This is a genomic window from Metabacillus sp. cB07, from assembly GCF_016839225.1.
GTDB lineage: Bacteria > Bacillota > Bacilli > Bacillales > Bacillaceae > Bacillus_P > Bacillus_P indicus.
The window spans coordinates 707,703-725,693 of sequence record NZ_CP069296.1; the positions used below are offsets into that span (position 1 = coordinate 707,703).

Sequence of the window (17,991 nt, forward strand, 5' to 3'; positions counted from 1 at the left end):
GTGAGAAAATGTCTTCAACTGCTTCTTGCTGTCTTTCTTATCACGGCTGCCGGATGCTCTGAAAAAACGGAAACCTCTGAGAAAAATGAAGACGGATCAACAACCATCCGAATTGTCATGAAGGATGAAAACCCGTCAAATCCCGCTTCTGTCAAGTATTTTAAGGCGCTGGAAAAAGGGCTGAAAGAGGACGAGAAGCTAAATGTGAAATTTGAGCTTGTTGAGATGCCGCAGGGCAATTACGCGGAAAAATTAAATCTGCTCCTTATGAGCGGGGATATACCGGATATGATTTATTTTCAGGGCGGTGACCAGCAGATAGCCGATCAGGATCTGCTTGAAGATCTTACGCCTCATATTGAAAAATCGAAGTATATTAAAGACAAACTCGAGCCATGGAATGAGAAACGTCTGGAAAACTATCCGTACCTGCTCTGGATCAAGCCGCTGTCCCAAAAAACGCCGGTGACCAGGGGTGACTGGTTTGACAAGATGGCTTCATCAAAAGCACTCATGGACGATCCGACGATCGACAATTACTATGCGTTTTTCAAAGAACTGAAAACAAATCCTCCGGGAGGCGAGGGAAAGCCTTCGTACGCCTTTACAGCAGCAGGTGATATTGAAGAGCTGAATGCCATTTTCAATATGTCCTTCGGGCTCACTTCCTCCTGGCTGAAAAAAGACGGAGGCTTTGTGTATCACAAAGTATCAGCCGAGGAAAAAGAGAAACTTGCTTTTTATCAAAAGCTTTACAAAGAAGGTTTATTGGACCCTGAATATTTAACAAAGGAATGGGATACGAAAGAAAAGGCATTTTATGATGGTGAAGCAGGGGTTATTACCGGTACGGCAGGTAAAGTAATCGATATTTACAACGGGAAAATGATGCAGACGAACGGAAACGAAGCGGCAGTGAAAGTTCTTCCGCCGGCTAAAGGAAAAGGCCAGGGGTTCGGGGCTGCAGATGTGACAAAAGAAGCCCGCGGAGTTGCGATTTCCTCGCAATCAGAGAAAAAAGAACTGGCCTTTAAAATTCTTGATTACCTTGCAAGCCCGGAAGGACAGATGATTGACCGCCTCGGTTTTGAAGGGGAGCATTACACCACTGACAGCGGAGAAATTGACTTAACAGACACTTACTACGAGCAGTGGTTTGCAAGATTTTGGGAGCCGTCAGAATTCACGCCTGACATGCCGCTTAAAAAGCCGCTCCTAAGCAAAGAAGCAGAAACTTCACTGAAGCTTGTCAACGATTTCTATCAGGAGGATAACCTGTTCATTTTACCTGAAGGGTACATTGCAAACTGGGATGCCATGGAAAATCTCTATAAGGAATACTCCACAGACATCATTACAGGCAAACGCCCACTCGACGACTTCGATGCGTTCGTTAAAGAGTGGGAGGCTGCCGGTGGGAAAGAAATTACGGAATATGCGAATGAACAATTAAACTAATGTACCTCTTAATGAGAGATTCTATTTATAGAGTCTCTCATTTTTTAAGAAAAGCAGAATGATTGCCTCTCCCCAAACGTATGGTAGAAAGAATAGCTTGTACAGAAAACAGGGGAAGGGGAATGCATGTTGATTCCTGAAGATTATCTGGAGCGGGTATATGCAGGGTTTCTCGGCATGAATGCGGGAATAAGACTCGGGGCGCCGGTTGAGCCGCTTGAGTGGACATATGAAAGGATACATGATGTGTACGGTGAGATAAACGGCTATTTAAAAGACTATAACGTCTTTTCGGCAGATGATGATGCGAACGGACCGGCTTTTTTTATAAGAGCCCTTTATGATGACGCGAAGGATCGGGAACTGACGGCTGAAGATGTTGGCCGTGCATGGCTGAATTATACCCGCAGCGGCATCGGAATGTTCTGGTGGGGCGGTGAAGGGATCAGCACGGAGCATACGGCGTATCTGAATCTTGAAAAAGGCATTCAGCCTCCGTATTCCGGTTCGGCAGAAAAAAATGGCCTCACGCTGGCCGAACAGATCGGCGGGCAGATTTTCGTGGATACCTGGGGACTGCTTTTCCCCGGAAATCCGGAAAAAGCGGCCGATTATGCAGCAAAAGCAGCGAGTGTATCACATGATAAAAACGGTATTTACGGGGCCAGGTTCATCGCGGCCTGCATTGCGGCGGCCTTCGATGCTTCGGACATTCACGAAGTGATCGCCAGAGGTTTAAAAACAATTCCAAAAGATAGCACGTACGCCAAAATCGCAGGCGAAGTTCTGGATTTTCATTGGGAACATCCGGGTGATTTCCGTGCATGCAGAGATTTTCTTGAGGTGAACTGGGGCTATGACAAATACCCCGGAGTGTGCCATATTATCCCCAATGCAGGAGCGTGCATCCTTGCCATGCTCTACGGAGAGGGTTCCTTTGCAAGAACCATTGAGATCGCGACGATGTGCGGGTGGGATACTGACTGCAATGCCGGGAAAATCGGAACCGTTGCAGGCGTGCTTTATGGAATCGGCAGCATTCCTGATCATTACCGGAAACCAATCAACGACTCTATCGTCCTGTCCAGTGTCTCGGGCTATTTGAACATCATGGACATTCCTTCTTTTGCAAAAGAGCTTGCGCTGCTTGGCTGCAGACTGGCTGGGGAAGAAGCGCCGGACATGCTCGTGAAAAGCTATAAAAAAGAAAATCTCTATTTCGATTTTGTCCTTCCGGGATCGACTCACGGTTTTCAAACGGATTTTCCCTTTAAGCTTTTTCTCAGGCACTGCCCTGATATCGGCTGTATGACAAAGGGTTCACTTGAGATCTTCATTGACCGGATGATTGAAGGAGAGGCAGGAAAAGTATTTTACAAGCCGTTCCACCGCAGAAAAGAGTTCAATGACGAAAAATATAAGCCTGCTTTTTCTCCTAAAATCTGCAGCGGCCAGACTATCAGTATGAAGGTGTTTTCAGATAAATGGCAGGGGGAAGATGTGGTTTTGACGCCTTATGTCAGAAATACGTTTACGGAAGAGAATCTGAAGCTGCAGCCGGTCAAACTCGTCAATGGGGCCTGGAATGAGATTTCATTTATCGTTCCTGATACACACGGTGCGGTTATTGATGAAGCCGGATTTATGATAGAAAGCCCTTCTCATCTGCTTGAAAGGGCGTTTGGAAAACTCTATCTTGATGAATTTGAAGTCAGCGGAAAGGCTGATTACACAATTGATTTCAGAAAACAGGCAATGGAGTTTCAGTCCGTTATGCCTTTTGCCCATCATAAAGGCAAAGCAGTCCTTGAGAACGGCAAAATGAAATGCTCGTCTGATGAAGAATGTTCCTCGTTTACGGGGAACTATTATGCTCGGGATTATACGGTTTCAGCAGACGTGGAGCCGGTCAGCGGCGGCTGTCACATGATGATTGCCAGAGCGGAAGGTGTATACCGCCATTACAGGGCGGGGTTTGACGGCCATAACAAGGTGTCCCTGCATCTAATTGATTTTGGAGTGAAGAAATTGGTGGAAGTTCCTTATGAATGGAGTCATACCGAAACATACAGATTCGAGGTCACATGCACAGGCAGTCAGATTTGCTTTTCCATTAATGATGAAAAGATTTTTTCTGCAGAAGACAGCCGCTTTGCATCCGGCATGTTCGGTTTTTCTGTGCTTGGAAAAGGCGAGGCGCTGCTTTCGAATGTTGCGTGTAAAGAGCTGTAGAAGGAGGGAAAGGATATGAAGGCAAAGCTGCTTGATAAAATCGAAGGCGCCATTTACGGCGGGGCTGTCGGAGATGCGATGGGATCACCTACTGAAGGGCTTGTCCCGGCGGTGATCAGAGAGAAATTCGGAGTTGTGACAACCTTCCGGGAACCTGCAAGCAATGCCTGGAAGGAGCCTGGAAACATGCGGCCTCTTGAAAAGGGCAATGGCCATATTACGGATGATACGCTGATGGTAGAAGCGCTTCTCAGGGTATATGAAAAAAAGCAGAGACATCTGACAGCCTATGACATTGCTGAATGTCTTGTAGAAGAAATTGCAGAGCACAAGGTCTACATTCCTGAGCTGAAAAAAGAGGCACCTGTCATTACCCGTCTTTATTACCCGGAGCAGTATTTATTCCTGAGACACAGGCTTGCAAACGTAGATCCGCGTGAAGCTGGACAAGGCAACATGGTGAACTGCGGGGCGGCGATGTACATGAGTCCGGTAGGCATCATGAATGCGGGTGATCCGGAGCGTGCCTACCGGGAAGCGATTGACCTTGCAGGTGCCCATCAGACAAGCTACGGCAGGGAAGCTGCGGGAGTCATGGCAGCGGCCATTGCAGAAGCGATGAGCATGGATGCAAGCGTGCAGAGCATTCTCGCTGCAGCTAGAGATCTTGCCAAAGATGGAACAAAGCTTGCGATAGAAGCTGTTCTTGACGCGGCAGCGGGACACCTTGATGTTTTATCGGCACGTGAAGATATACGGACAGCGATGGAACCTTTTGATACCGTAAAATCCTTTTCAGACCGGAAAAAGCAGGGAAAAGGAAATGCGAACATTCCAAGCCGGATCCATGCCATTGAAGAGCTGCCAGTTGCTCTCGCTCTTCTTTCCATTGCAGGCGGCGACACAATGAAGACCATCATTGGCGGTGTGAATTACGGGCATGACGCTGATTCCATCGCAAGCATGGGAGGAGCCATTGCAGGAGCACTCTGCGGAGCGGCATCTATACCGGAAGAGCTCAAGGAGGAACTTGATGCCGTCAATAAGCGTTCCTTTAAACAGCTTGCCCAAACGGCCTTTAAGACGCTGACACCCATTTTGGAAAGTGACCTGGCTAGCCATCAAAAGCGATTTTCCCGAATTGGCAGGTAGGACAGCAGTGGTATTTTCCAAAATTCCTTAAGATTAACAGTAAATGGTTGTAAATAAACGTGTAATTCTTGTTAAGAGCGGGTAAAGAATAATACAAACTCATAGAAAGAGGTACAGCGATGAGACAACCTACCATTTACTTTCTGTCCTATTTCAACTCATGCAGGAGCTTAATAGCAGAAGCCTGGGCAAAGAAATTGTTCTCCAGTAAATGGCAAATTAAAAGTGCCGGCCTTGCCAAAACTCAAGTCGATCCTGTCTGTGTGAAAGCAATGAAAGAAGTGAACATGTCCATGGAAGACTCTGACTCTGAGAAAATTGACCTTGGCCTGTTAAATAAAGCGGATATCGTTGTTCAAATGTACGATTACAAACAGGAGAAAACGCCCCCTGTAGACGGGGAAACAGAGAACGTGCTTTCATGGAACCTTCCAAACCTTTCCCTTTACGCATTTGACAGCGAGGAGGAGGAGTTTGCCCACTACCAGGAGCTTTGCGATGATATCGCAATGAGGGTAAAGCGCTTGTATGAATCGATGGAAGGAAAACAAGCTGATCATACGGTTTCTGCTGTGTAAAAGTAAAAAAGCTTGGCGGATGCCAAGCGTACATAACCATTTTCCCGCTGCCTCTTTCATGGATATCTTCATTATCTCTCACAATCTCCACTCTTTTCTCTGGCTCGTTCCATTAATCTATATACCAAACAAGAACTGCGTCGGATGGACGCAGTTCTTGTTATTTTTTGCATTTTCAGTTTCCAGCACCCTGTTCAGCCGAAGACAAACCATTTTCAAACATATACATCAGTCCCTGTTCAAAGCCTGCTGCCCAGACGGACATGCCGTGCCCTCCGTTAACAATTCTAAGCTCCGCCGGGCTACCTGGTACAGGGCTCCATTTTTCAAAAGGCCTGTTAAATACATTGGATCTGTGAATCCGCTCATAGGACGTGACGGCCTGGACTTCCATGTTGTATCTCCAAGCGTCAGGTGGAAGGTCTTCTTTTTCGCTTAAATGGTTCCAGTCATCATCTCCCGCGATGATAAAAAGAGGTACTTCATGCGGCTGGTTTCCGTAAGTTTCGAGCGCCCGCGGATAATTCAGCTGTTCCCAGCGTTCCCGGTTAAAGGGCTCTCCGAATGAGCCGCGCTCAACTGCCCCTGACGTGCTTGGCGCTTCATCTGACTGAATGGCCGGACTCAGCAGGGAAGCAGCTCCAAACAGATCGGGGTACACAAGTGAATAGCGCAGGGCTCCGTATCCTCCCATTGAATAGCCGACAAGCCCGCGTCCGCTCCGGTCAGCAATGGTCCGAAACTGTGCATCAATTTCCTCCAGCAGGTCCTGTGTGACGGCTGTTTCCACATCACCGTATTTCTCTGAGTTCACCCAATAGCTGTTTCCCGTTACCGGCGCTGCCGCAATAACAGGTTCGATTTTTTCCTCTTCAATCATTTTGTTTAAAATCGGCCAGAATGAATCCCAGCTTTTTTCATTTCCATATGACCCGTGAAGCAGATAGAGAACGGGATAGCGTTTAGTCGGGTCTTTTCCGTATTCTTCCGGGGTGTACACAACATAGGACAGATCTTTTGATAAGCTGTCAGAGTGAAACGTGCGGCTCTGAACGGCTCCATTTTTTGAACTTATATAATCATCCGGACGGTAGACAGGCGAGAATTCAGTGCCTTCCGGCTTGCCGAACATGTACTTGATACCTTCTTCAAACCCTTTCAGCCATACATCCAGCCCATGCCCGCCGTTTACAATTCTGAGCTCGGCCGGGCTTGATGGAACATCCTCCCACTTTGGAAAATCAAGACCGAACAGGTTTTTTCTGTGAAGCTCCTGATAAAGCTGCACAGCCTGAACCTCCACATTGTATTTATGCGCATCAGGAGGCAGGTCCTCTTTTTCACTCAGATGATTCCAGTCGTCATCTCCTGAAACGATGTACATCGGAACCCGGTGCGGCTGGCTGATGTAGTGGCGGATGGCTGCAGGATAATTGAGTGCATGCCATTCAGAGAGATCAAACGGTTCACCAAAACTGCCCCTTGTCACAGCCCCTGATGTAACCGGAGGTTCTCCATTTTGAATAGCGGGGCTCAGAAGAGTGGCTCCTGAAAATAAATCTGGATACATGAGTGAGTACCGTAGAGCACCGTATCCGCCCATGGAATAGCCTGAAATAAACCTTCCGCTGCGGCTTCTTTCTGTATTGTACTTTTTATCAATATGGGGAATGAGATCTTTAATGATAGCGCTCTCATAATCTCCGTACTTTTTTGAATTTACCCAGTAGGAATTTCCGGAAGAAGGGACGACGGCGATGACAGGTTCAATTTCTTTTTCCGCAATCATTCTGTCAAGCGTTCCAAAAAAATCATCCCAGCTGTGTTCATTTCCTCCGCTGCCGTGCAATAGGTAGACGACGGGATAGCCGGCTTTCCGTTTTTTATCGTATCCTTCAGGCAAATAAAGTTTGTAGGTGAGTTTGTGGTGATGCGGGCGGTCATCCTTTTTTAGTGCTTTAGAGGCAATGGTTTCAACAACGGTCTTACTTCCGGTTTTGGATGCTTCGGGTGCAGACGGAAAGGCAATCATAATGACAGCAAACAAGATCAGCAGCAAAATTTGTTTGGTTTTCAAAAGCATTCCTCCTCTGAAATAAAGCAGATAATACCAGTATATTTGCATTTCAATTATTATGTAACAAAATGGGAACTATTTTTGGACAAAAGAAAAAACCGCCCATAGGCAGTTTTCATTGCTTCAGCAATTCTGAAAGCATCGATTTATTTTGAACGAGGTCAGCAAGTGTATAGCCGTCAAGGACTTCAAGGTATGCTCTTAAAGCTTTATGCAGGACACCCTTCAGCTTGCATGCGGGTGAAATGGCGCACATATTGCGCTCCGGATCAAAGCATTCCACAAGATTAAAGTCATCCTCTGTCTGTCTGACAATTGCGCCAATGTTTATCTCTTCTGGACTTAATGCCAGACGGATGCCGCCGCCGCGCCCTCTGACTGTCTCAATCACCTTCATTTTTCCAAGCTCGTATGTGACCTTCATCAGATGATTTTTCGAAATGCGATATGCTTCAGCTATTTCTTTTATATTGGACAGTTCTCCCTTTTCTTTAGAGGCAAGATAAATCAGCACCCTCAGAGAGTAATCTGTGTAGTTGGTCAGCCTCATGTCTCATCGCCCCACTGCAAGAAGTACGTTTATCTTACCACAACAGTCTGTCCTTTAATAAAAGAAAGGCTCATTTGTGACAGATCCGTTAAAGATGTATTTTAGATATTGCTTTAAATGGGAAGAGGGAGTACGATAAAGATGTATTTGAAATACCACTTTAATTGAAAAGGGGAGCATCTCTTATGCTTACTCAAAAAACCATTGAAATTATTCAATCTACTGTGCCTGTTTTAAAAGAAAAAGGGGTAGACATTACAACACGTTTTTACAGCAATTTATTCAAGGATTATCCGGAACTATTGAATATCTTTAACCATGCGAATCAAAAAAAGGGCCGGCAGCAGACGGCGCTTGCAAACACCGTCTATGCAGCGGCTCTGCATATTCACCAGCTGCACATGATTTTGCCGGCAGTTGAACAAATTGCCCACAAGCACCGCAGTCTTGGGGTAAAAGAAGAACATTATCCAATCGTTGGAGAATATTTGCTCGGAGCGATAAAAGAAGTTTTGGGAGATGCAGCCACACCTGAAATTCTTGAAGCATGGGGCGAAGCGTACGGCGTGATTGCCGGCGTCTTTATCAATGCAGAAAAAAATCTCTACAGCAAAGCTATATGGGAAGGCTTCCAGCCGTTTACCGTTACACGGATCGAAAAAGAAAGCGATGCAGTTACATCTTTCTACCTTGAAAATAAGGCGATAAAACCACAATTTAAACCGGGTCAATATTGTACCGTAAGACTACAAATACCTGGAGAAACGTATACGATGAACAGGCAGTACAGCCTTTCAGGAGGACCTGAAATGCCTTATCTCAGAATTTCGGTCAAGCGCGAAGAAAAAGGACTGGAATCAGGAAAAGTATCAAACTACCTTCACAGTCACATTCAAGCTGGAGATACGCTTGAAATCAGCGCTCCGGCAGGCGAGTTTATACTTAACGAAGAGGCTGAAACTCCTGTAACCCTTATCAGCGGTGGAGTCGGCGTAACACCTTTCATGAGCATGCTTGCGTCACTTGCTGCAAAACAGCGTGACCGTGAAATGACCTTTATTCATGCCACGCAGAACAGCGGAACACATGCCTTTAAATCTACAGTGGCGGCTCTCTGCTCAAACATGCCAAACAGCAGTGTCTACACCATTTACAGCAATCCGCTGAACGAAGACTGCACAGAACGGAACTTCTTTAGAGAAGGACAGATCGAGAAGAAGGATCTGGAGAAAATGCTTCAAACGAAAAATGGAGATTTTTATGTTTGCGGTCCGGTCGGATTTATGAAGTGCGTCATCGACATGCTTGCTGAGCTCGGCATCAAAGAAGAGCAGATCCATTCTGAGTTTTTTGGGCCTGCTGTTGATATGAAGAGTCTTCCTGAAACAGTCTCCTAAATTCGTCAATTGTTTAAAATGACATCAAAATGTTGATAGTAAACCGGGAGAAAGTCAACCAGATTTTCTCCCGGTTTTTTCTGTGATGCAAAACAGTACGAGGCGGGGGTGCTTTCCATTGACAATGGGGCAGCAAACAATTTAACATAGTTAAGTATTTGCTGAAATAATGCTTACAACATTCGTTAACTATAGAAAGCGGGGCTGTCATTTTGTCTGCAGAACAAAAAAAGAAAATGTTTATTTTGATGGTCAACATGTTTATTGCCATCGGCAGCTTTGGGATTATTATTCCGATCCTGCCTGCGTATCTTGAATCAATCAATCAGGGCGGCACTGCCGCAGGTTTGATGATTGCTATCTTTGCCGGCGCTCAGCTCATTTTTTCCCCGATAGCAGGGAAATGGGCAGATCAGTACGGAAGAAGAAAAATGATTATTTACGGGCTGGCAGGATTGACCCTATCCATGTTCGTTTTTTACGCCGTTGATTCGATCTGGTGGCTTTATGCTTCCCGTGTGATCGGCGGTATTGGTGCGGCTCTGCTTGTTCCTGCCATTTTTGCCTATGTGGCGGACATCACGACGATGGACCAGCGTGCAAAAGGGAACAGCTTTGTTTCTGCTGCAATGTCTCTCGGGATTGTCATCGGACCCGGCATCGGAGGATTTCTTGCGGATTTCGGGCTGAAAATGCCGTTTCTGATTTCTGCGATTGTTTCGTTGGGAGCCGTTATCTTCTCGATTGTGCTGCTTGAAGACAGTGAATCAAAAATGACGACAGCTGCCATGATGCCTCAGGACAATGAATCCATGGCGCGTAAAATGGTGCGCTCGGTGAAAATGCCTTACTTTGTGCCTCTTATCATTACGCTTGTCATGAGCTTTGGCCTCATGGCGTATGAATCTGTGCTTGGCCTGTTTGTTGACAATCAGTTTGGCGCGACGCCGCAGGAGATTGCGCTGATGATTACATCAACCGGGATTATCAGTGTCATTGTCCAGCTGTTTGTTGTAGACCGTGTTGTCAGACGCTTCGGTGAAGGAATTGTGCTCAATATTTTCCTTGCGGTTGCAGCTGCAGGATTCCTGCTTTCACTGTTTGCAACGAGCTATGTCTTGTTCTTCGGAATTACGCTGCTTATCTTCCTTGCAACTTCGATCCTGCGCCCCGTGCTCAACACCCTGATTTCTAAAATGGCCGGAAACGAACAGGGCTTTGCAATGGGGATGAACAATGCCTATATGAGTATTGGAAACGTGCTTGGGCCGACGATTGCAGGCATGCTGTATGATGTCCAGATTCTGTATCCCTTTGTTCTCGGACTCGTCTTCCTCGTTGTCACACTGGTGATGACAATGATCTGGCAGAAGCGGTCATTGAAGCGGGAAATGGTTGTTAAAACTGAACATTAATGAGAAAACATGAATCCTTTGGGGTTCATGTTTTTTTGTGGGCTCTTTTTTAGATTCCCGGAGTTCTTCTTACCCTGCCAGAACGAAAAACGGTTCTCGAGGGGAAGGAAAGGAGCGAATCATACCCAGCTAGACCGAAAAAACGGTTGGGGTGGGTAAGCAAAGGTGTGAATCGTACCCAGGTAGACCGAAAAAACGATTGGGGTGGGTAAGCAAAGGTGTGAATCGTACCCAGGTAGACCGAAAAAACGATTGGGGTGGGTAAGCAAAGGAGGGAATCGTACCCAGGTAGAGCGAAAAAACGGTTGGGGAGGGTAAGGAAAGGAGCGAATCATTACCTTTTCAACAAAAAACATCGATTCGCCCTAAGAAAAAGGACCGGAACGCAATGTCTGTTCATGTTTTTCCCTTCCCGCTCATACATTGTCTTAAAGACGAGATAGGGGGAAAACGTGTGAACGAAGCCTACCGGAAATCACTGGAATATGCGATTGCGGAGATTACGGAAATTGCGGATGGATTTGGGCTCGATTATTATCCGATGCGGTACGAAATTTGTCCTGCTGATATTATTTATACATTTGGCGCTTATGGAATGCCGACCCGTTTTTCACATTGGAGCTTTGGGAAACAATTTTTCAAGATGAAACTTCACTATGATCTGGGGCTGAGCAAGATTTACGAGCTTGTCATCAACTCGGATCCCTGCTATGCGTTTTTGCTGGATACGAATTCGCTCATCCAAAATAAACTGATCGTGGCGCACGTTCTGGCCCACTGCGATTTTTTCAAAAACAACAGCCGTTTTCAGAATACAAAGCGTGATATGGTTGAGAGCATGGCTGCTACGGCCGACAGAATCAAGCAGTATGAAATTGAGCATGGCAGAGCCGAGGTTGAAACATTTCTTGATGCGGTGCTTGCGATTCAGGAGCACATTGATCCTTCGCTTATGCGTCCAAAGCTGTCTTGGACGATGGAGGATATAGAGGAAGAGGATGTGAAAAAAGCATCACCTTATGATGATCTTTGGGGGCTGGATCAAAAGGACAAACCTAAGTCTGAGCGGGCAAAGAAAAAGAAAAAATTCCCTCCAGCGCCTGAAAAGGATATCCTTCTCTTTATTGAGGAGTACAGCCGTGACCTCGAAGACTGGCAGCGTGATATTCTGACGATGATGCGCGAAGAGATGCTTTATTTTTGGCCGCAGCTTGAAACGAAAATCATGAACGAAGGCTGGGCATCCTTCTGGCATCAGCGGATTTTGAGAGAACTTGATCTTTCCACAGAAGAATCCATTGAGTATGCCAAGCTCAACGCTGGCGTTGTCCAGCCGTCCAAGACCGGAATCAACCCTTATTACCTCGGTCTCAAAATCTTTGAAGACATTGAGGAACGGTACAATAACCCGACAAAGGAAATGATCAGACGTGGAGCAGAACCGAACTCCGGCCGGGAGAAAATGTTTGAGGTGCGCGAGGTCGAATCAGATCTTTCCTTTATCCGGAACTATTTAACGAAGGACCTCGTCACCCGTGAAGATATGTATCTTTTCCAGAAGCAGGGGAGAGATTACAAGGTTGTCGACAAAGAATGGGAGCATGTCCGCGATCAGCTGATCAATATGAGAGTAAACGGAGGATTCCCGTATATTACGGTGAATGACGGCGATTACCTCAAAAACAATGAGCTGTATTTGAAGCACTGGTTTGAGGACATTGAACTTGATCTGAAATACCTGGAAAAAGTGCTGCCGTACATTCACCAGCTGTGGGGCCGCGCGGTTCATATGGAGTCCGTGCTCGAAGGCAAGCCGGTACTGTTCACGTATGACGGGAAGGCGATTCACAGGAAGTATTTATAAGTGCAGGGACTGGCTGAAAAGACTAAACGTCTGGCAGGCCAGTTTGTTTTTTGAAAAACACTTGCATTTTACAAGTAATAAGCGTATAAATAAAGTATGAGGTGAGAAAAAATGGAAAACCCGCGTGAGTTGTTTCAAATCATGACCCGCCGTTTCGGACTGTTGAACAAGAACTGCTGTACAGCAGGAGGAATTGATATTTCTTTAATACAAAGCCATATCCTTTATGAAGTGGAAAAGATGACCTGCCCGTCTATGCAGGAAGCGGCAGAAGTGCTTGGCACGGATATCACAACTTTCAGTAGACAGGTCCAGTCATTGGTAAAGCTGAATTTGCTGAAAAAAACCCCTCACCCTGATGACCGCAGAGTTCATATCCTGTCACTGACAACAGAGGGAAAGTATGTGGCAACAACGATTGATCATCAGATGAATGCCTATTTGAACGAGGTTTTTTCGCACATGAATGAGTTTGAAAAAGAAACGGTTATCCGCTCGATTAAGCTGTTAAATGAAGCAATGGCGAAGTCCAGTGTATGCTGCACCACTCCTTTGGGGTGATTTCTTCAGTTTAATACTTGCAATATGCAAGTATTAATAAAAATAGTTATGGAGGGTTTTAAATGAAACTTGATGTAAAAGTGAACACATGCTGCAATGCCACGGAAAAAGCGCCCAAGGAAAAGAAATTGCCGGTTGCCATCATAGGAGGAGGGCCAGTCGGCCTTGCAGCTGCTGCACATTTGGCTGAACGGGGAGAAGCCTTTTTCCTGCTGGAAGCAGGGGAGGCGGGGGCAAACGTATTGTCCTGGGGTCATGTGAGATTATTTTCACCGTGGCGTTATAACATTGATAAAGCTGCGGCCGCACTGCTTAAGAAGCATAACTGGCAGGAGCCTGAACTGGATGCACTGCCTTATGGAAAAGAGCTTGTTGATCACTATCTGGCGCCTCTGTCGAATCTTCCTGAAATAAATCCTTTTATCCACACGAAAACAAAGGTTCTATCAGTCGGGAAAAAAGAGATCGATAAGATGAAATCCGCGGGAAGGGAAAAAGTTCCGTTTGTCATCTATGCAGAAAAAGAAGGAGACCTTCAAATTTTCGAAGCAAAGGCAGTCATTGATGCCGCTGGAACATGGGGAAATCCAAATCCTGCTGCTTCAAGCGGCATCTGGCTCAGCGGAGAAAAAGCATTGAGCGGTCAAATCTATTACGGAATCCCTGATATTGCCGGAAAAGAAAAGGAGCGTTATGCAAAGAAGCGGACAGCTGTGATCGGCGGAGGGCATTCTGCAGTCAATGCGCTGCTTGAACTGGCAGAACTTAAGGAATTACACCCTGAAACGGACATTGTCTGGGTGATGCGCAAGCAGAACGCGGTAGATGCATACGGCGGAGAAGAGAAGGACGCGCTTGCTGCAAGGGGGGCTTTGGGAAGCAGGGTTCATCAGCTTGTCGATGCCGGGGTGATAGAAGTCCAAACACCGTTTTTCATCCAATCTATGAAAAAGTCGGATAATGGAATCGAACTGATCGGTTCTCAATCTGGAGAAACAAAGCAGCTTTCAGGCTTTGACGAAATCATAGTTAATGCGGGAAGCAGACCGGACTTCAGCATCATCAGCGAGCTGCGGATATCCATTGATTCTGCAACAGAAAGCGTATCCGCTTTATCCCCGTTAATCGATCCCAACGTGCACAGCTGCGGTACCGTCCGGCCGCACGGTGAAAAGGAATTGCGCCAGCCGGAGAAGAATTTTTATATGGTCGGTGCAAAAAGCTATGGGCGTGCTCCAACCTTTTTAATGGCAACAGGGTATGAGCAGGTCCGTTCAGTAGTTGCACACCTGTGCGGAGACTTTGCTGCGGCAGAAAAAGTGGATCTTGACCTTCCTGAAACAGGGGTGTGCAGCGTGAGTTTTTCAAAAAGCAGCAAGACAGAATCCTGCTGTTCTTAAACTGAAAGGCGGAGTGATGGGAATGGTCATCAATCATGCAGGAGCACTGCGGAAAGAGTATTTTATTGCTTATATGAATTTGATGATAAATGCATTTGGATGCACGGATGAAGAGGCTTTTGACAAGACCTTTCAACGTCTGTTTCAGTCGCAGGAAACGTATTTGGGAAAAGAAAGCTATCAGCAGTTTCTGCTCGCTTTTGATCAGCTGAAAAAGAAGTAAAGAGGTGGCAGCATGGCGAAAAAACCCCGCACGACCAAAAATCACAACATCATCACACTTACAGCTGTCATTACAGCGCTAAGCCTGCTGGGAGATTCCATGCTGTATATTGCTCTTCCGATTTTCTGGAAAGAAGCGGGACTGGACTCCATCTGGCAGGTTGGCATTCTGCTTTCTATTAACCGGTTCATTCGTCTGCCTGTCGGACCTGCTGTGGGCTGGCTGTACAAACGAATACCGCTGAAAACCGGCTTGCTTATCGCTGTGTGTATTGGCGGACTTACTACGCTTGGGTATGGGCTCTTTAAAGGATTCATTGCCTGGATTATCCTCAGAAGCTTGTGGGGAATTGCCTGGTCGTTCTTCAGGATCGGTGGACTGTCCGCTGTTGCGCTGTATTCGGATGAAAGCCGCAGGGGAGAAGCTATGGGCTCATACAACGGCATTTACCGTCTGGGCAGTCTGGCTGGAATGCTTATCGGCGGCCTGCTCGTTCCATACTTCGGCTTAACAGCGGTTTCTATTGTTTTCGGATTCATCACATTAATTGGTATCCCCCTCATTTTGCTCGGTTTTTCTGAGAAAAAACAGGCGGAAAAAGAAAAAAAGATTCAGCATATCTCTTCTTTTTCCTTTGAATATAGGCAAAAGCTTTTGATCATCGTCAGCGGTTTTTTCATCACGCTTCTCATTCAGGGAGTTCTTACAGCCACCTTGAGCTCTCTTATCAATCATCATTTTGGAAAAGAAATTTCTCTGGCGGGACTAATCATCAGCGTCACTTTTTTATCCGGATTGCTCCAGTCTGCAAGATGGATGTGGGAGCCGTTGCTGGCGAAGAAAATCGGCAGGTGGTCTGATCAGAAATCAGTCAGGAATCCTTTGTTCATAGGGTCTTTGTTCTTTAGCTCGCTGTCGTTTTCCCTTATATCATATAACCTGCCTGCTGAAGTCTGGATTGTTGCTGCCGTTGCAGTTCTTCTGTGTGCGACAGCTGTTACAACTTTATCCGATACTCTTGCGATAGACGCAGCCAAACACACCGGAGCCCTGACGTTCCTTACTTTTTACTCAGTTGTACAGGATGCAGGAGCCGCGCTTGGGCCTTTTCTTGGCTATATGATTATCGGCCTTAAGAATGGATTTTCTTATCTGTTTTGGGGAGGCGCTGTCATCTTTTCTCTATTGGGCCTGCTTTGGATTCTTCTCCATGCTGAAAAGAAATCAGTATTGGCCGGCAAGTCTGAATGGGCCCTTTGACTTGGCTTGGAAACTATCCAGGCCTATTTTTATTGGAGTGGAATTTTTCATTTACAAACTTTTTACACATAAGCTCTTTATTATATAAGTCTTTTATTATATAATGATTTTCGACATGGAGGTGTCGGCAAAATGGAAGTCTCTTCTACGATAGAAATCGAACGGGTTTCTCAAGTGCTTAAGCTTCTCGGAGACAGAACGCGTCTTACCATGATGAAGCTGCTTGAGACGAATGAATGCTGCGTCTGTGAATTTACGGCTATTTTTAAAACTAGCCAGCCCGCAATCAGCCAGCATTTGAGAAAGCTCCGCGATGCCGGTCTAGTGAAGGAAAACCGAAAGGGACAATGGATTTTTTATTCTATAAATAAAGAAAATGACGTTTATCCTTTTCTGAAAGGTTTACTGCAACACCTGCCGGAGCAAAATAACTTATTGGCAGATTTAGAAACACAGGGTCTTCGTATATCATGTGAATAGAGAGGGGAAGAAAGATTGACTTCAGTACTTTTAGCATCCAGTATTTTTCTTTTAACTCTCATCTTGGTGATCTGGCAGCCGAAAAATCTTTCCATAGGGTGGTCAGCCTGCGGAGGAGCTTTAGCTGCCTTGTTGGTTGGAGTAGTTGATTTTGGTGACGTTATTGACGTTACATCGATTGTCTGGAATGCAACTTTGGCATTTATTGCAATTATCATCATTTCTCTGATTTTAGATGAGATTGGATTTTTTGAATGGTCTGCCCTTCATATGGCCAGAGCAGCGCGGGGGAACGGCCTCCGGATGTTTGTTTATGTATCGATTTTGGGAGCACTTGTGGCGGCGTTCTTTGCAAACGACGGCGCAGCGCTCATCCTGACGCCTATTGTCCTTGCAATGGTGCGGAACTTGAATTTCAGTGAAAAAATGGTGTTTCCGTTCATCATGGCGAGCGGATTTATTGCAGATACGACATCGCTGCCGCTGATTGTAAGCAACCTGGTGAACATTGTGTCTGCAGATTACTTTGATATCGGATTTATCGAATATGCTTCAAGAATGATTGTTCCGAACTTCTTTGCTTTAGGAGCTAGTATTCTTGTCCTGTACTTGTACTTCCGCAAAAGCATACCGGCAAATTATGATTTGGCCGATTTGAAAACACCTAAAGCTGCCATTAAAGACGAGAAAATGTTCCGTCTTTCCTGGTTCGTACTCGGAGTACTGCTGATTGGATATTTTATCAGTGAATTCCTTCATATTCCTGTATCCTTTGTTGCCGGTGTTGTCGCTGTTTTCTTCCTGATAATGGCCAGAAGAAGCCCGGCTGTGCATACGAAAAAGGTATTAAAGGGAGCTCCGTGGGCGATTGTATTCTTCTCAATTGGGATGTATGTCGTTGTGTACGGCCTTCGGAATGCAGGATTGACAGCCGTTCTTGCTGATGTCATTCAGGCAGCGGCAGATCAGGGCCTGTTTGCCGCAACGATCTCAATGGGCTTTATTGCAGCCATCTTGTCTTCTGTCATGAACAATATGCCGACGGTCATGATTGATGCTTTGGCTATTGCTGACACAAATACGACAGGAACACTTAGAGAAGCATTGATTTATGCAAATGTAATAGGTTCTGATTTAGGACCTAAAATCACTCCAATTGGATCTCTTGCAACGCTTTTATGGCTCCATGTATTGAGCTTAAAGGGCGTCAAAATATCCTGGGGCACCTATTTTAAAACAGGGATCATTTTAACCATTCCAACATTGTTTATCACGCTTGTCGGACTTTATCTGTGGCTGCTCATTATTTAACATACAATCTAAATATTTACTTAAAAGGAGACT

The 17,991-nt window shown here is 45.8% G+C and carries 15 protein-coding genes; 13 read left to right on the forward strand and 2 right to left on the reverse strand.

The features are described 5' to 3' along the window. The 4 genes from JOJ89_RS03685 to JOJ89_RS03700 all read left to right on the forward strand — a co-directional run bounded on the left by JOJ89_RS03685 (position 1) and on the right by JOJ89_RS03700 (position 5,420). Positions 1–1,458: an extracellular solute-binding protein gene (locus tag JOJ89_RS03685; RefSeq protein WP_203289616.1), complete on the forward strand. Its 1,458-nt coding sequence runs from the start codon at positions 1–3 to the stop codon at positions 1,456–1,458. A 126-nt stretch (positions 1,459–1,584) separates the two neighbouring features. Continuing rightward, positions 1,585–3,690 carry an ADP-ribosylglycohydrolase family protein gene (locus JOJ89_RS03690; protein ID WP_242524658.1) on the forward strand — a complete coding sequence of 702 codons (2,106 nt, stop codon included), beginning with the start codon at positions 1,585–1,587 and terminating at the stop codon, positions 3,688–3,690. A gap of 15 nt (positions 3,691–3,705) precedes the next feature. After that, positions 3,706–4,842 carry an ADP-ribosylglycohydrolase family protein gene (locus JOJ89_RS03695; protein WP_203289617.1) on the forward strand — a complete coding sequence of 379 codons (1,137 nt, stop codon included), beginning with the start codon at positions 3,706–3,708 and terminating at the stop codon, positions 4,840–4,842. A 119-nt stretch (positions 4,843–4,961) separates the two neighbouring features. Further along, entirely contained in the window at positions 4,962–5,420 is a 459-nt protein-coding gene (locus JOJ89_RS03700; protein WP_051827411.1) for an arsenate reductase/protein-tyrosine-phosphatase family protein, read from the forward strand. Between the two features lie 175 nt (positions 5,421–5,595). On the opposite strand, the gene JOJ89_RS03705 is transcribed toward JOJ89_RS03700, so the two are convergent. Continuing rightward, positions 5,596–7,497 (reverse strand): alpha/beta hydrolase, encoded by a 1,902-nt coding sequence (locus JOJ89_RS03705; RefSeq protein WP_203289618.1) that lies wholly within the window; start codon positions 7,495–7,497, stop codon positions 5,596–5,598. Positions 7,498–7,612: 115 nt separating this feature from the next. Then, complete coding sequence (locus JOJ89_RS03710; RefSeq protein WP_029283436.1) at positions 7,613–8,047, reverse strand: Rrf2 family transcriptional regulator; 435 nt, start codon at positions 8,045–8,047, stop codon at positions 7,613–7,615. A gap of 185 nt (positions 8,048–8,232) precedes the next feature. Here JOJ89_RS03710 and hmpA point away from each other — a divergent pair, with 185 nt between their 5' ends. The 9 genes from hmpA (at position 8,233) to JOJ89_RS03755 (ending at position 17,958) form a co-directional block, all read left to right on the forward strand. Further along, a complete protein-coding gene (gene hmpA, locus JOJ89_RS03715) occupies positions 8,233–9,444 on the forward strand; it encodes an NO-inducible flavohemoprotein (protein ID WP_029283438.1) in 1,212 nt (403 codons plus the stop codon). Positions 9,445–9,656: 212 nt separating this feature from the next. Further along, on the forward strand, positions 9,657–10,859 hold the full coding sequence (locus JOJ89_RS03720) for an MFS transporter (protein ID WP_203289619.1): 1,203 nt from the start codon (positions 9,657–9,659) through the stop codon (positions 10,857–10,859). Positions 10,860–11,313: 454 nt separating this feature from the next. Continuing rightward, positions 11,314–12,723, forward strand: coding sequence for a SpoVR family protein (locus JOJ89_RS03725; RefSeq protein ID WP_029567244.1), 1,410 nt, complete (start codon positions 11,314–11,316; stop codon positions 12,721–12,723). A gap of 111 nt (positions 12,724–12,834) precedes the next feature. Further along, positions 12,835–13,284: a MarR family winged helix-turn-helix transcriptional regulator gene (locus JOJ89_RS03730; protein WP_203289620.1), complete on the forward strand. Its 450-nt coding sequence runs from the start codon at positions 12,835–12,837 to the stop codon at positions 13,282–13,284. Positions 13,285–13,346: 62 nt separating this feature from the next. Then, on the forward strand, positions 13,347–14,684 hold the full coding sequence (locus JOJ89_RS03735) for an FAD-dependent oxidoreductase (protein ID WP_203289621.1): 1,338 nt from the start codon (positions 13,347–13,349) through the stop codon (positions 14,682–14,684). A gap of 22 nt (positions 14,685–14,706) precedes the next feature. Then, positions 14,707–14,907, forward strand: coding sequence for a hypothetical protein (locus JOJ89_RS03740; protein ID WP_029283447.1), 201 nt, complete (start codon positions 14,707–14,709; stop codon positions 14,905–14,907). Positions 14,908–14,919: 12 nt separating this feature from the next. Then, on the forward strand, positions 14,920–16,167 hold the full coding sequence (locus JOJ89_RS03745; protein WP_203289622.1) for an MFS transporter: 1,248 nt from the start codon (positions 14,920–14,922) through the stop codon (positions 16,165–16,167). A 132-nt stretch (positions 16,168–16,299) separates the two neighbouring features. Beyond that, the gene (locus tag JOJ89_RS03750) at positions 16,300–16,647 is read left to right on the forward strand and encodes an ArsR/SmtB family transcription factor (protein WP_029283451.1); all 348 of its coding nucleotides are present in this window, start codon (positions 16,300–16,302) and stop codon (positions 16,645–16,647) included. Positions 16,648–16,662: 15 nt separating this feature from the next. After that, the gene (locus JOJ89_RS03755; RefSeq protein WP_203289623.1) at positions 16,663–17,958 is read left to right on the forward strand and encodes an arsenic transporter; all 1,296 of its coding nucleotides are present in this window, start codon (positions 16,663–16,665) and stop codon (positions 17,956–17,958) included. The last annotated feature ends 33 nt before the right edge of the window (positions 17,959–17,991 follow it).

What these genes read in the sequence shown, in the direction of transcription:
- JOJ89_RS03690 (WP_242524658.1), top strand. Translation starts at nt 1,585, where the DNA reads ATGTTGATTCCTGAAGATTATCTGGAGCGGGTATATGCAGGGTTTCTC.
- JOJ89_RS03695 (WP_203289617.1), top strand. Translation starts at nt 3,706, where the DNA reads ATGAAGGCAAAGCTGCTTGATAAAATCGAAGGCGCCATTTACGGCGGG.
- JOJ89_RS03700 (WP_051827411.1), top strand. Translation starts at nt 4,962, where the DNA reads ATGAGACAACCTACCATTTACTTTCTGTCCTATTTCAACTCATGCAGG.
- JOJ89_RS03710 (WP_029283436.1), bottom strand. Translation starts at nt 8,047, where the DNA reads ATGAGGCTGACCAACTACACAGATTACTCTCTGAGGGTGCTGATTTAT.
- hmpA (WP_029283438.1), top strand. Translation starts at nt 8,233, where the DNA reads ATGCTTACTCAAAAAACCATTGAAATTATTCAATCTACTGTGCCTGTT.
- JOJ89_RS03730 (WP_203289620.1), top strand. Translation starts at nt 12,835, where the DNA reads ATGGAAAACCCGCGTGAGTTGTTTCAAATCATGACCCGCCGTTTCGGA.
- JOJ89_RS03735 (WP_203289621.1), top strand. Translation starts at nt 13,347, where the DNA reads ATGAAACTTGATGTAAAAGTGAACACATGCTGCAATGCCACGGAAAAA.
- JOJ89_RS03740 (WP_029283447.1), top strand. Translation starts at nt 14,707, where the DNA reads ATGGTCATCAATCATGCAGGAGCACTGCGGAAAGAGTATTTTATTGCT.
- JOJ89_RS03745 (WP_203289622.1), top strand. Translation starts at nt 14,920, where the DNA reads ATGGCGAAAAAACCCCGCACGACCAAAAATCACAACATCATCACACTT.
- JOJ89_RS03750 (WP_029283451.1), top strand. Translation starts at nt 16,300, where the DNA reads ATGGAAGTCTCTTCTACGATAGAAATCGAACGGGTTTCTCAAGTGCTT.